The following is a 13172-nucleotide window of genomic DNA, read 5'->3' as shown; positions in this document are numbered from 1 at the left end:
CGGGAAAGTGGGAGTCCATTACCCCCACCCAGTACCGAGCAACGCTCCACGGCGGCCTATGGCATTATCGATATGTTGACCAAGGCTAAAACGGCGCTGAGTACCGCGAGTTCTACCTTTATGTCCACCCGTTTAGCAGACCTGCAAGAAACGGCTATTCGTAGTTTTTCGATGAAGCGGATTGCGATTCGTAATGGGACAGTACAGCCGCTTTTAGATTTGGGGACGCTGAATGCACGGCGAGAGGCCATGTTGAAGTGGTTGCTCACTACTACGCAGTTGGGGAATATGACCCTCACTCTAGGAGAAATTCGCCTTGAGGTATTGGATGCCGATACTCAGCAACCTATTGTAGATAAACAATATGTAATTACATCAAATATAGATAATCCTGTGTCCTATTTTGGCATAACTGATTCTAATGGCACTATATTACTTAGTGATATTCCTATTGGAAGCTATACAGTTAGCTTTAAAGGTTTTGAATGTTTTTTTATTGATATCTAGTAAATAAAATATCTATGTTTTTATAGAAAGTGATAAAATTATGACAAATAGTGTAATAGAACTTGCCACTCCACAATCTAAAGTAGTTGAAACTACAAATATAAATAACACAAACAAAAATAGTATTTGGGTAACAAAAAAGAAAGTTACTTTTATTGCTATTACGGGAGGTTTTTCAGGTGGGGGGGAGGATACCACAGAAAATGTTGCTGAAAATAGTAATACAGAGAAAATATATCAAGAGTCAAAAAAAATAAGTGAGAAGAATCTTAATGGATTTAATGGAATTTATATACGACCAGGGTTTACATCAGATTCTACTATTGAAACAGCACTTGGTTTCATTGATAGAACATACACCAAAAATGATAAATTAATCATATATGGCTATAGTAATGGAGGGGATTTTGCTGTTGAGTTAGCAGATGCTCTAAAGAAAAGAGAAATTACTGTAGCAGGACTAATTACTGTAGATGCTAGTGATCGTTTAAAAATTCTTAATAATATTACAGTAAATCGAGTAATACCTAGTAATACTTTAGTTAACTATAATTATTATCAAAACAATCCTGATGATTGTGGTATGATTAGTTGCTCTCATGGAGATGAAAATACAGCAGAAGATCCATTAAAAACTTTTGTTTTTAATACAAAGATAACAGATGCTAATGTGACTCATAGAGATATGGAGGCTTTTGCAATGTCTGATATTTTAAATAGAATTACGATACTAGTAGAAAAAATCCAGTAGTTATTTGAAATAGCTCCTAGCTCTATAAAAGCCTCTTTATATAACATGTAACAAGGCTTTTATAGTAGCTATATGATATTATTTTTGATAATTAAAATTTGTATGGCTTTAAATGGTTTATCTATGAAAATATTTACATATATCTTATCACTCTTTTCATTTTTATTAGTATTAATATCCATTAATACTAATATCGAATTGAATGATTTTCTCTATTATCTGGGTGGAAGTAGATATTATGCAAGTCATCCAGTTATAGGTAAATTTGAAACTGATTTTTTAATTCATCTAACAATCACTAATATTATTTTTATTTTTTGTTTTTTCTCTGCTAATGGGAAAAGCATAAGAAATAACTTAATGCTTTTATTTGTTAACTTAATATTAGTTATCTTTAATTTTAATTTTCTTCAGTATAGGACATTCCAAGGTTATGTTTTTGATAAAAATAAGGATAGTATATTAAAGGCAGCAGATGGAGATGGTTTTTTATTTAATGGATTATCTGATGAAACCATGCTGCTTATTATTAGTACTTATATAGTAATTTATTTCTATCAAAAATATTTTTGTATAAAAAAGATATAAAGTAGCTAGTCATAACTTCGCTGGTTCACCCTCATTATCCATCAACCAAAGCATTTGTGCTTTGCTAAACCGATTTAAGCCTTTGTACCTCTGCTAACGTTAGCCCCGCAATACGCGCAATCTCAGTTTCGGGTAAAAGACCTAGCTGCAATAAATTCAGTGCTATTGCTTGGGCTTTTTGCAAGGCTCCTTCTTCAATCCCCAGTTGTTTACCCTCTTCAATCCCTAGCTGTTTACCTTTCTCTAAGCCGATTTTCTCTCCCTTTTCTAGCCCAATTTTTTCCCCTTTTTCCAAACCAATTTTCTCTCCCTCTACTAAGCCTATTTTTTTTCCATCTAAGCGTGAGGTTTCGTGGGTGCTCATAAAATCTCGATAGTCTTTTAAACTGCTTTCATAGCCTAGGCGTTCGCTCGCCGGTAATTGCGCGATTTTAGCAATACCAAATAAACGCTGAAACACCTCATCGGTGAGCTGACTAGGGATTTGCTCTAATTCGTGTAAATGCTTAAACACATAAAACCATTTGTCTTGTAGCGTTCTTAGCTCATGGGCTTGTAATTGAAAGCGGGGTAACACTAAATAGATAAAATTGAGTTTCTCGTAGAATAAAATATTATCCTGATCTTTAAGCTGAGCATGGTAATAGACTTTCGTTTGATCATCATCAATCAAAAAGTCCAAGATACCAATGGTATAAACGGCAGCGAATTTATAATTCCAATCGCCGCGAACCGCTTGTTCTTGAATCGGGAAAGTCGCGTAATAGATACTCCGATCTTTGAAAAAGATTTGCTTGATGCGTTGTAGTTCGACAATAAAGCGCTCACCGGAGGGGCTAATACAGTTCAGATCAAAGATCGCTTTGCGGTCAATGGCACTGCGGCCTTGATATTCATTTTTGGTGTAACTCAGGTCTTGTACTTGATGATGTGCGGGTAAGAAGGTATTTAAGAAGCTGATTAATAAGTCTTTATGCGGTTCCTCACCAAACAGCTTTTTAAAACCAAAGTCGGTTAGAGGGTTGAGATAGACATCGCTCATGGGTTTGCTCGGATCGGTTGCTATACTTTCATTATAATAAAGCTCACCAGTGAGTGCGAGCCGGCTTGATTAACCCATACAAAGGTTCTTGTTTTTTTCAGTGCTGCATCGCGGTAAAATAGCCGTCTTTGCATAATCAAGTGCCTAGCATGACTGCTCTAACCAAAACTCAATTAACACCTGTAGCGAAAGCTGACCCGATTCGTGAGATTCCTTATAACTATACCTCTTTCTCCGATAAAGAAATTGTATGTCGCCTATTAGGGGAAAGGGCATGGGAGATTTTATCGTCACTGCGGTTAGAGCGGGAAACGGGTATTTCCTCGCATATGCTGTTAGAAATGCTGGGCGATATGTGGGTAGTCGCGCGCAATCCCTATATTCAAGACGATCTATTGGATCACCCTAAGCGTCAACGTGAATTTTTAGATACCTTACTCGGACGCTTAGCACGAATTAAAGAGCGCGCACGGGATAATACCTTAACCTTAGAGCTAGTCGAGCTAGCCTCGCAAGCGGTGGATAAGCTCGCCCATGAATTTGTTGAGCATCAGCAATTACGGGAGCGAGCTAAAAAGCGTTTTAATAAAATCACTCGCAAAGACAATGTGCAGTTTGACGGTCTAGCCCGTGTATCGCATGTCACCGATGCGACCGACTGGCGGGTGGAATTACCCTTTGTAGTCCTCGCCCCCGATACCGAAGAGGAAATGGCGCGTTTAGTACAGGCCTGTATTGAACTGGGCTTAACTGTGATACCTCGTGGCGGTGGTACAGGCTATACCGGAGGAGCCATTCCACTGACTAAATTCAGTGCTGTGATTAATACTGAAAAGCTGGAGTTTTTAAGCGAAGTCAGTTTTCGTAATAATCTGCCGGAAGTGGATAAAACCGTTCCCATAGTACGCGCCGAGGCGGGTGTCGTAACTAAGCGAGTATCTGATTTAGCGGCTAAACACCAATTAGTCTTTGCCGTCGATCCTACCTCACAAAATGCCTCTACCATTGGCGGCAATATCGCTATGAATGCCGGTGGCAAAAAGGCGGTCTTATGGGGTACAGCGCTGGATAATCTACTCTCATGGCGTATGGTTACACCGGATGCCGAGTGGTTAGAAGTGACCCGCATTAATCACAATCTAGGCAAAATCCACGATCAAGCCGAAGTTAAATTTTCAGTACAACGCTTTGAAGCTAATGGTAAGACTCCTAAAGGTGAACCTACCCTGATGACCTTTGCCGGACAATATTTCCGTAAAGTAGGTTTAGGTAAAGATGTCACCAATAAATTCCTCGGCGGCTTACCCGGTATTCAAAAAGAAGGCTGTGATGGTTTAATCACCTCAGCAGAGTTTATTCTGCATCGTATGCCGGACAATATTCGTACCGTCTGTTTGGAGTTTTACGGGACGGATTTACATGAAGCGGTTCCTGCCATTGTCGAAATCAAAAACTATGTGGATGGGTGCAATGATGTACTGCTTTCCGGCCTAGAGCATTTAGACGAGCGTTATATTAAAGCGGTGAAATATACCCCAAAAGGTGCTCGTGGGCGCCTACCTAAAATGGTATTGATCGCTGATATTGTTAGCGATGATCCTGATGCCGTAGCAAAAACAGCAGCAGAAATGGTGCGCCTAGCAAATGCGCGAAATGCCGAGGGTTTTATTGCAGTAAGCCCCGAAGCACGGCGGCAATTCTGGGCGGATCGCTCACGTACTGCTGCGATTGCTAAACATACCAATGCGTTTAAGATCAATGAGGACGTGGTTATTCCGTTGCATAATCTAGCGGCTTATACCGAAGGCATTGAGCGTATTAATGTGCAGCAGTCTATGCAAAATAAGCTCAAGATTTTAAATGCGGTATTAGAGTATCTAGCCGGTGAACAACCTGAATTACGCCATGTACCGAATTACGAGGCGAGTGCTGAGCGACAAGCCATTTTAGACTCTAAAAAGCGTGCAGCTACGGACTACTTACTCCGTGTAAAACAGCGTTGGGAAAGTACTTTAACTAATTTTGATCAGCCTGCCACCGCTCACCCTGAACTACTTAATGAGTCTGCTCAAGCCGCGATCCGCCAAGGTGATCGGCTGATTGATGTACTATTACGTCTTGATCTGCGTATTTCCTATCGCGCCGAGGTAGAACGTCCGCTGAAAGAAATATTCGCAGGGGGCGAGCTAGAGCCACTACGTCAATCCCTCGATAAGATTCATGCTAAATATCGCTCTGGACGTTTATTCGTTGCTCTGCATATGCACGCAGGCGATGGTAATGTGCATACCAATATCCCCGTAAACTCCAATGATTATGAGATGCTGCACGAGGCCGAGCGTGTCGTGGATGAAATCATGATCTTAGCACGCGCACTGGATGGCGTTATTTCAGGCGAGCATGGGATTGGTCTAACGAAGTATCAATATCTGGATGAGCGTGAGGTGGTGGAATTTGCCGATTACAAACAGCAAATTGACCCCAATGGGCATTTTAATAAGGGTAAGCTACTCCCCGGCTCTGGCTTGGACAATGCCTATACTCCGTCCTTACGTTTAGTTGAGCGTGAAGCCTTATTACTCGAACATAATGAATTAGGTGAGCTGAATAAGAGCATTAAAGACTGTCTACGTTGTGGCAAATGTAAGCCGGTCTGTAATACGCATATTCCACGTGCGAATTTGCTCTATTCCCCGCGCAATAAAATCTTAGCCACGGGTCTCATGATTGAAGCTTTCCTCTATGAAGCACAAACCCAGCGCGGAGTATCACTGCGTCATTTTGATGAAATGAATGATGTCGCGGATCACTGCACAGTCTGTCATAAATGCCTTGAGCCTTGCCCTGTCAATATCGACTTTGGTGATGTAACGGTCAAGATGCGTAGCATTCTCAAAGCGCAAGGCCAGCGCCGCAGCAGTCCGGTGGCGTGGGCGGGGATGCAGTTTTTAAATATTAAAGATGCCAATAAAGTCGAGTGGATGCGAGCGGCGATGGTAGGCGTGGGATTTAGAGCACAAAATCTCGCTTATCAAGTGGCAAAGAAAACGCATTTAATCAGTGATAGCAAACGCCCTGAGGCAACGACCGGCAAACCTAGCATCACAACACAAGTGATTCAGTTTGTGAAAAAGCCTTTGCCTGCCGGATTACCCGTTAAAACCACCCGTGCCATGTTGGGACTGGAAGATAATCAAACCATTCCGGTGATTCGTGATCCAGTTAAAACCGCAAATGGTCAAGGGGATGCTGTTTTCTATTTCCCCGGTTGTGGTTCTGAGCGTCTGTTTAGCCAAGTCGGTTTAGCTACGATGGCTATGCTGTATGAGGTGGGGGCGACTACGGTATTACCCCCCGGCTATTTATGCTGTGGCTATCCGCAAACGTCTTCTGGTGATACTAAAAAAGGTAATGCGATCAGCACCGAAAACCGTGTGCTCTTCCATCGTGTAGCAAGTACCTTGAAGTATTTAAATATTAAAACGGTGATTGTGTCTTGTGGGACCTGTATGGATCAGCTCATGAAATATGAGTTTGAGCGTATTTTCCCAGAGTGCCGCTTATTAGATATTCATGAGTATCTGGTGGAAAAAGGGATGAAAATGGAAGGCGTGAGTGGTGTGCAATATGTCTACCACGATCCTTGCCATACCCCTATGAAACAGATGAATCCTATGAAGGTTGTCACCGAATTGACTGGCTCTAATGTGGTGTTATCCGATCGCTGTTGTGGTGAGGCGGGTACATTTGCGGTGAGCCGCCCTGATATTGCGAGCCAATTACGTTTCCGCAAAGAAGAAAGCCTTAAAGACGGGATTAAGACCTTAACGGGTGAAGATAAAGCCAAAAATGGCAATGTAAAAATCTTGACCTCTTGCCCTGCTTGTCAACAAGGCTTATCACGCTACCGTGATGATACCGGAATGGAGACCGATTACATTGTGGTAGAAATGGCGAATCATTTATTTGGCAAAGATTGGCAAAAAGCCTTTATCGAGAAAGCCACTCACGGCGGGATTGAGAAAGTATTGCTTTGACATCCTCCCCGACCTAAAGGACGGGGATTCCTGCTGCCAGACGCTCATATCCGAGCGCGAGAATGTTCTTGGCTGCATTAATATCTCTATCATGCAGTACCCCACACTCAGGGCAAGACCATTCTCTTATTCCAAGACCGGCTCTACCTTTCGGACTGTTAGGGCTGATACAGCCACAACACGAGCAGGTTTGGGTCGTGTACGATTCATTGACTTCTAGAAACACCCCTGACCGCGCACTCGCTTTGTATTTCAGTTGTGTTTTGAGCATAAACCAACCCGCATCTAAGACAGACTTTGCCATGTTAGTTTTAGCTAGACCGGAACTACTCACATTGCCAATGACGATTAAGCCGTTTGCTTTCACGACTTTATTGGAAAACTGGTGTATAGCCTCTAAGCGCCTATTTTTAATCTGAGCATGGATAGCCTTTACCCGTTTCTTTTGCTTAGCGCGTTGAGCTTTGCCTAGTTTAGGTTCTAGCTCTCGATAGAAATCCCCGCGCTCTAATTTATCCCCATTGCTGCAAGTGGCGGTGTCTTTTAGACCTAGATCGATGCCGACTTCGCCTGTAGCAGTCGATTCAATGTTGGGTACTTCCACGACAATATTGAAATACCAGCGACCTCGTGCCTCTTGGGAAAAAGAGCCAGAGCGAAACTCGTATTGATAAAGCCCATAGCTATCCCATACCTTGAAGATATGACCCGCATAGCGTACTTGTCCATGCTTCCAAACCGCAGCACCTTTTTTAAACGGTATCCAACCTAAAGAACGTTTAGAACCACTCGATACTCTCCAACGCAGCTTACTTTTCTTGAATTGCTTACGCGCTTTTTCGTGAACGGCTATCGCTTCTTGAATCGTGCTAGAGTGAATCATAAAGCCTTGTTCGGCTTTCATACCTTTGAGGTCTTTTTGTAGATCGTAGGCGCTGAGATAGAGTGAGTGGAAACCCGATTCAGGGATGAAGAAATGTGAATAATAGGCCGTTTCTTCATTCGCGGCATTCCAGACCTGATTCACCTCAAACGCCATGCGCTCAAGAATAGGTTTGTGCTTATCCTTGATGCGAACTTTGAGGGTTTTGAGGTGGGTGGCTGGTTTCATAGTATTGATTATACTACAAAAGGTGCTAACTGTTATCGTTGTAGTACTACCTTTCATCGGCTGTCGCCGATCGCCTTATATCCCCTAGCTGAAGCAAGGGGCTTTACGGCGGGTTCGGTAATACTCAAAAGGGCGTACCTGTGTGTGCGTCCTATTGTTAGATTAGTATCTCACAGGATATCAAGGGCAAGGGGTTAGCTGTTTTTATAGCTGACTATTAGGCCGCTTGATTCCACTGATCTTGGGGGCGACCATAACGTACTGCATATTCGATACCACCGCGTGTGAGACCTAGCTCACTTAAATCACGGTCGTCTAAGGCCTTAAGTTCGGTAACAGCTCGGCGGATTTCACGCTCACTGAGAGCCGTAGTATTGGTAGTTTTGGCTTGGGGTTTAAACCAAGTACTGATTAAATTAATAATGTTACTCATAGTAATGTCCTTCTTTTATTATTTTATCCTTTGATAATAGTCTCGATATTGCATTGCAACAAACGAGATTTTTTCAGTCTATGAGTTAGTTTTTCTTGATATTGAGAGCTTTTTGCTCACTTTTTAGCAGAGCCGCAAACAGTTGGTTTTTAATGGGTAAGGCATGGCGGTCAAGGAATACTACCCTTATGAATAGCTTCATCCATTTGCTCAAGTGAGGTACTTTTTTTGACTTTAATGATGCCAAAAGAGTTTTCTGCCTCTTCCGTTAAGCCCGTTGCAAATCCGGTAAATTTACGTTTATAGGGCGCATGAAAGGCTAATACAATCTCTGATTTAGGCACACCTAGCTCTACTAATTCATTAGCAATGCCGCCCTCTGTTCCATCATGCTGAATCCAAATCAAACCGTCTTTGATTTCCACATGCAATAGTGAACCATGATAACGGTCATAGCCTAACCAGCCAATAGTCATAAGCTGATAACTATCTCGCTGTTCATCAAAAATAAGCTGCATATTTAAATCACCATAAGAGGGTTTAAATTGTGCATAGTATTCTAAAATTTGTTTAATATACTGGCGGTATTGATTTAACTTTTCCATTGGCTAATCTCCTCCTTAACAGGATCAAAGATCACTAGTTTAACTTTGTAACGTTGAACAATTTTTTGATTAGGTGATTGTCCACCCCGCCTTGATAAGAGCTGCTTTTACAATATAGTGAAAAAAATCATAAGCAGGCATTGAGTAGTTCCAAACAGAGTCATTGGCCTTTTAGTATAGCAAGATACCTGAGAGACTCTAAAATTAAGGTGTTAGTAGAATGGGGTAAACTGATTTAGGTAGACTTTGCTTTTATCCCCTATAGCGGATAAAATGGGATTTATCCTTTGTAGCGGATAAAATCATGCACATTTATTCTACCGATATGCTAGCGACAGCCCTACGTGATCAACGCAAGCGTGCTCAGATAACGCAAAGTACCCTAGCTGAACATACAGGCTTAAAGCAAAGCACTATATCCGCTTTTGAAAACCAGCCGGATGGTACAAAGCTAGAAACCTTATTTAAGTTATTATCCGCTCTAGATATAGAGCTACATTTAGTGCCCAAGGCTACCCATAAAACGACACATTGGGAGCAAGAATGGTAAGTCGTAAAAGCCACTTGTTGGTTGAGGTAGATGATTTTCGTGTATCACTAGCGGGTGCTCAGGAAAAAACAGCCCTATTATGGTATGAAAATCAGTGGCAATTACCCTTAGGTACTACACCTACTAGTCATATTTTAAAATTACCCATTGGCTTGATTCATTATAATCAGATTGATTTGGCGGAAAGTGCTAGAAATGAATGGCTATGTTTGCGTCTATGTCAGGCATTTGGATTATCTGTACCCAACGCGCAGCTTGTGCAAGTTGAGGATTTATCAGTATTGGCAGTAGAGCGCTTTGATCGGCGTTGGTCGAGCGATCAATCATGGTTGATGCGTCTTCCACAAGAGGATATGTGCCAAGCGTTAGGGTATTCACCCGCGTTAAAGTATGAAGCAGAGGGTGGGCCTAGTATTGCCGCTATTATGCGTTTGTTATTAGGTTCCCAGCAGGCTAGCGAAGATCGATCCTTATTTTTGCGTGCTCAAATGGTGTATTGGCTATTAGCCGCTAGTGATGGGCATGCCAAAAATTTCAGTATTTTTTTAGAGGCAGGTAATCGTTATCGGTTAACTCCTTTTTATGATGTCTTATCATTATATCCACTTATGGGTAAGGGTATAGCTCCCCAAAAAGTGCGTATGGCGATGGCATTACAAGGTAAAAATCGTCATTATCACTGGTCTAAAATAATGCCTAGGCATTTTATCTCAACCGCCGAATATTGTGGCTTTTCTAATGAAATAGTGCAGAGTTTATTAGAGAAAATACTCACTCACGCAGAAAAAGTGGTAATGACGGTCGCAGATGAGCTGGATGCTGATTTCCCAGCCCATATTAGCGAACCTATTTTTAGCGGTATCTTAAATTTGGCACAACGCTATCGCGATTAGAAATAATTAAGCTTTCGCCGAGGCATCCTCAAACTTATTCACCGCTATTAATGGCTTAAACGCCCACATCCAGAGCCCTGCCACACCTAGGGTAAATAAACTCCCCACTACCGCAGCAGGTTCTGTCCCTAGCCATTTAGCACTAAGACCTGCGCGAAATTCGCCTAACTCATTAGATGAGCTAATAAACAACATATTCACCGCATTCACTCGTCCGCGCATTTCATCAGGCGTGGAGAATTGCACTAAGGCAGAGCGAATATACACACTTACCATATCGGCAGCACCGGCTATCATGAGCGCTATAAATGACAATATAAAACTAGTGGAGAGCGAAAACACTAAATTAGCTAAGCCAAATATAATCACCGCTGCAAACATAATTTTACCTACATGGTGATTTAAGGGATGTAGACTTAAATACAAACCCACGGCAATTTCACCCAATGACATACCACTACGTAAAGCACCTAGCCCTAACGAGCCAACGTGTAAAATATCTTTGGCATAAATAGGTAATAAGGCAACGACTCCACCGAGTAATACGGCGAATAAATCCAATGAAATGGTGCCTAAAATAATAGGGCGAGAGCGGATGAATTGAATTCCGGCGGTAAAACGTTGCCAAGCATTCCCACTAATAGGCGTATTCGTTTTAATAGGCGCTACTATATTCACCCTCGTTAATAATAGTGCTCCCCCTGAAAAGCCTAACATGCATAGGGTATAAGTTAAGGCACCCCCACCAAGAGCATATAATCCCCCACCGACTAAAGGCCCTGCAATAGCGGCACTACGCATTAACATGCTATTCGTGGCAATCGCGGCGGCTAATTGTTCACGCGGGACAATTTGGGGTAATAAGCTTTGCACTGCAGGCCCCGTAAAGGCTCGACCACAACCATAGAGCATTAATACCACATAATAAAAAATAGGATTATGAATAGGGATTAACGATAGAACTAATAATAAAGCCCCACACAGCGCTTCTAATAACCAACTGGCGGTTAATATCTTCTTACGCTCAAAACGATCTAGTAAATCACCCGCCGGAATAAGGAGCAGTAACATAGGAATGAATTGTGCCAATCCTACATAGGCCAATGCCATCGGATCGTTGGTCATATCATAGACTTGCCAGGCGACTACTACGGCTTGAATTTGGGTGGCAAAGGCCGCCAAAACACGCCCAGACAAGAAGGGTAGAAAATTAGGTTGACGATAGATACTACGCGCTTGAGGCATGATAAATCCGTGTATGGGTTAAGGTAGATTAGCGTGGAAAGTCAAAAATGCGCTGATTATTCGCCGAATAACTAGGCTTAGCAAGCGCCCCTGTAGATGGGCGATCTTTTTGAGGGAAAACCCTATATTGCCTAAGAATGCGCTATAATGGATGCCAATAAGCCAAATAATGATATGGCTGTTGACTTAATAATATCCGCTCAAATAAGTTGTCTATTAATAGTGAATAGAGCTGGGATGCTCTAGTGAGGAGTGTGACGATGGGTTTTTATCCCAAGCCTTGGCTTCAGCGCTTTGCTCCTATGGTACTCAGTACCGTTTTTGTGCCGCAGTTTAGTGTAGCACAGCCCACACCCACTCTAGCTACCTTGGCTAAGGGTCTCAAGATTGATTCTCAAACCATTACTGTATCAGGGCTATCCTCTGGAGCCTTTATGGCTTTGCAGTTGCATGTGGTTTTTTCCAAAGTGATTAAGGGCGTGGGTCTAGTGGCTGGAGGCCCTTATCGTTGTGCTGAAGGGGTGTATCAAGGCTCATTATTGGATTCTAGTGGTTTATATACCCCTACAGCGGTGTGTTCTAATACTCACCCTATCTACCCTTATGCAGGGCCGCCGAAATTAGAGTTTTCACTCCAAGAAACCGAGGCCATGGCGAGTAAGGGCTTAATCGATGCGCCGGAGCATTTAGCACAGTCTAAGGTATGGCTGTTTAGTGGGATTAAGGATCAAACGGTGCCGGCTTCGGTGATGGATGTAACCGCGCAGTATTATCAGCATTTTGTCCATGCCAGACAGATGGAGCATCTACGCCACCCCCAAGCAGGGCATGCGATGATTACCGAAGCGGTCGGTAATGCCTGCGACATCTCAAAAAGTCCCTATATTAGTCAATGTGGCTTTGATGCAGCGGGGGATTTATTAACATTTTTATTAGGTGGGTTAAAGCCCAAAGTAACCGCCCAACCAGAATCTCTTTATACTTTTAGCCAGTTAGACTATTTCAATAATCGAGACCCTAGTACTAGCCTACATCCACAGGGGCATATCTATATTCCTCAAGCCTGTTTAGAAGGTGAACGCTGTCGTTTACATATTGCCTTGCACGGTTGTCAGCAATCAGAGGATTTTGGCGAGAGTGCTTTCTTTGAGCAGGCGGGTTATAACGAATGGGCTGAGGCGAATCATATTGTGGTGCTATACCCCCAAGTGCGAGCGTGGTCTAGCGCCTTATGGATGGGGGCAACCAGTAATCCTAAAGGTTGTTGGGATTGGTGGGGTTATAGCGGTAGTGATTATGCCACCAAGCGTGGCAAGCAAGTGCGTGCGATTGCCAGTATGGTCAATAGCATGATGCGAAATAAGCTGTTGCAATAAGGGCTTAAAAGTAATCGTGTCTTACGATTTGATT

Annotated in this window: 13 protein-coding genes; 7 read left to right on the top strand and 6 right to left on the bottom strand. The window is 42.6% G+C overall.

Annotation, left to right across the window (positions count from 1 at the left end):
* From A3IK_RS0113185 to A3IK_RS0113175, 3 genes are all read left to right on the top strand, one after another.
* On the top strand, nt 1–507 hold a 507-nt coding region (locus A3IK_RS0113185; protein WP_026220965.1), incomplete at its 5' end, for a hypothetical protein.
* A gap of 40 nt (nt 508–547) precedes the next feature.
* The gene (locus A3IK_RS0113180) at nt 548–1258 is read left to right on the top strand and encodes a hypothetical protein (RefSeq protein ID WP_020560460.1); all 711 of its coding nucleotides are present in this window, start codon (nt 548–550) and stop codon (nt 1256–1258) included.
* Between the two features lie 102 nt (nt 1259–1360).
* Nucleotides 1361–1846 carry a hypothetical protein gene (locus tag A3IK_RS0113175; protein ID WP_162596659.1) on the top strand — a complete coding sequence of 162 codons (486 nt, stop codon included), beginning with the start codon at nt 1361–1363 and terminating at the stop codon, nt 1844–1846.
* Nucleotides 1847–1910: 64 nt separating this feature from the next.
* On the opposite strand, the gene A3IK_RS0113170 is transcribed toward A3IK_RS0113175, so the two are convergent.
* Entirely contained in the window at nt 1911–2888 is a 978-nt protein-coding gene (locus A3IK_RS0113170) for an Rpn family recombination-promoting nuclease/putative transposase (protein WP_020560458.1), read from the bottom strand.
* Between the two features lie 149 nt (nt 2889–3037).
* Between A3IK_RS0113170 and A3IK_RS0113165 the strand changes: the two genes are divergently transcribed.
* Complete coding sequence (locus A3IK_RS0113165; protein WP_020560457.1) at nt 3038–6925, top strand: DUF3683 domain-containing protein; 3888 nt, start codon at nt 3038–3040, stop codon at nt 6923–6925.
* Between the two features lie 13 nt (nt 6926–6938).
* On the opposite strand, the gene A3IK_RS0113160 is transcribed toward A3IK_RS0113165, so the two are convergent.
* The 4 genes from A3IK_RS0113160 to A3IK_RS21915 all read right to left on the bottom strand — a co-directional run bounded on the left by A3IK_RS0113160 (nt 6939) and on the right by A3IK_RS21915 (nt 9215).
* Nucleotides 6939–8036: an RNA-guided endonuclease InsQ/TnpB family protein gene (locus A3IK_RS0113160; RefSeq protein WP_026220963.1), complete on the bottom strand. Its 1098-nt coding sequence runs from the start codon at nt 8034–8036 to the stop codon at nt 6939–6941.
* Between the two features lie 217 nt (nt 8037–8253).
* Nucleotides 8254–8469 (bottom strand): DUF1127 domain-containing protein, encoded by a 216-nt coding sequence (locus tag A3IK_RS0113155; RefSeq protein ID WP_020560455.1) that lies wholly within the window; start codon nt 8467–8469, stop codon nt 8254–8256.
* A gap of 170 nt (nt 8470–8639) precedes the next feature.
* Nucleotides 8640–9074: a XisI protein gene (locus A3IK_RS19425; RefSeq protein ID WP_020560454.1), complete on the bottom strand. Its 435-nt coding sequence runs from the start codon at nt 9072–9074 to the stop codon at nt 8640–8642.
* 69 nt (nt 9075–9143) lie between these two features.
* Nucleotides 9144–9215 carry an element excision factor XisH family protein gene (locus tag A3IK_RS21915; protein ID WP_110690455.1) on the bottom strand — a complete coding sequence of 24 codons (72 nt, stop codon included), beginning with the start codon at nt 9213–9215 and terminating at the stop codon, nt 9144–9146.
* A gap of 163 nt (nt 9216–9378) precedes the next feature.
* Between A3IK_RS21915 and A3IK_RS0113145 the strand changes: the two genes are divergently transcribed.
* Nucleotides 9379–9624 carry a helix-turn-helix domain-containing protein gene (locus tag A3IK_RS0113145; RefSeq protein ID WP_020560453.1) on the top strand — a complete coding sequence of 82 codons (246 nt, stop codon included), beginning with the start codon at nt 9379–9381 and terminating at the stop codon, nt 9622–9624.
* A complete protein-coding gene (locus A3IK_RS0113140; protein ID WP_020560452.1) occupies nt 9618–10517 on the top strand; it encodes a HipA domain-containing protein in 900 nt (299 codons plus the stop codon). The genes A3IK_RS0113145 and A3IK_RS0113140 overlap by 7 nt, the downstream gene beginning before the upstream one ends.
* 6 nt (nt 10518–10523) lie before the next feature.
* Here the strand turns inward: A3IK_RS0113140 and A3IK_RS0113135 are convergent, their stop codons facing one another.
* On the bottom strand, nt 10524–11762 hold the full coding sequence (locus A3IK_RS0113135) for an MFS transporter (protein WP_020560451.1): 1239 nt from the start codon (nt 11760–11762) through the stop codon (nt 10524–10526).
* A gap of 260 nt (nt 11763–12022) precedes the next feature.
* Here A3IK_RS0113135 and A3IK_RS0113130 point away from each other — a divergent pair, with 260 nt between their 5' ends.
* On the top strand, nt 12023–13138 hold the full coding sequence (locus A3IK_RS0113130; RefSeq protein ID WP_020560450.1) for an extracellular catalytic domain type 2 short-chain-length polyhydroxyalkanoate depolymerase: 1116 nt from the start codon (nt 12023–12025) through the stop codon (nt 13136–13138).
* Nucleotides 13139–13172: the final 34 nt, after the last annotated feature.

It is taken from the genome of Thiofilum flexile DSM 14609 (assembly GCF_000380185.1).
GTDB lineage: Bacteria > Pseudomonadota > Gammaproteobacteria > Thiotrichales > Thiotrichaceae > Thiofilum > Thiofilum flexile.
This window is presented reverse-complemented; position numbering and strand designations above follow the sequence as displayed.

Excerpts from the sequence above, each read along its gene's own strand:
- A3IK_RS0113180 (WP_020560460.1), top strand. The coding sequence starts at position 548 with ATGACAAATAGTGTAATAGAACTTGCCACTCCACAATCTAAAGTAGTT.
- A3IK_RS0113175 (WP_162596659.1), top strand. The coding sequence starts at position 1,361 with ATGGCTTTAAATGGTTTATCTATGAAAATATTTACATATATCTTATCA.
- A3IK_RS0113170 (WP_020560458.1), bottom strand. The coding sequence starts at position 2,888 with ATGAGCGATGTCTATCTCAACCCTCTAACCGACTTTGGTTTTAAAAAG.
- A3IK_RS0113165 (WP_020560457.1), top strand. The coding sequence starts at position 3,038 with ATGACTGCTCTAACCAAAACTCAATTAACACCTGTAGCGAAAGCTGAC.
- A3IK_RS0113160 (WP_026220963.1), bottom strand. The coding sequence starts at position 8,036 with ATGAAACCAGCCACCCACCTCAAAACCCTCAAAGTTCGCATCAAGGAT.
- A3IK_RS0113155 (WP_020560455.1), bottom strand. The coding sequence starts at position 8,469 with ATGAGTAACATTATTAATTTAATCAGTACTTGGTTTAAACCCCAAGCC.
- A3IK_RS19425 (WP_020560454.1), bottom strand. The coding sequence starts at position 9,074 with ATGGAAAAGTTAAATCAATACCGCCAGTATATTAAACAAATTTTAGAA.
- A3IK_RS0113145 (WP_020560453.1), top strand. The coding sequence starts at position 9,379 with ATGCACATTTATTCTACCGATATGCTAGCGACAGCCCTACGTGATCAA.
- A3IK_RS0113140 (WP_020560452.1), top strand. The coding sequence starts at position 9,618 with ATGGTAAGTCGTAAAAGCCACTTGTTGGTTGAGGTAGATGATTTTCGT.
- A3IK_RS0113135 (WP_020560451.1), bottom strand. The coding sequence starts at position 11,762 with ATGCCTCAAGCGCGTAGTATCTATCGTCAACCTAATTTTCTACCCTTC.
- A3IK_RS0113130 (WP_020560450.1), top strand. The coding sequence starts at position 12,023 with ATGGGTTTTTATCCCAAGCCTTGGCTTCAGCGCTTTGCTCCTATGGTA.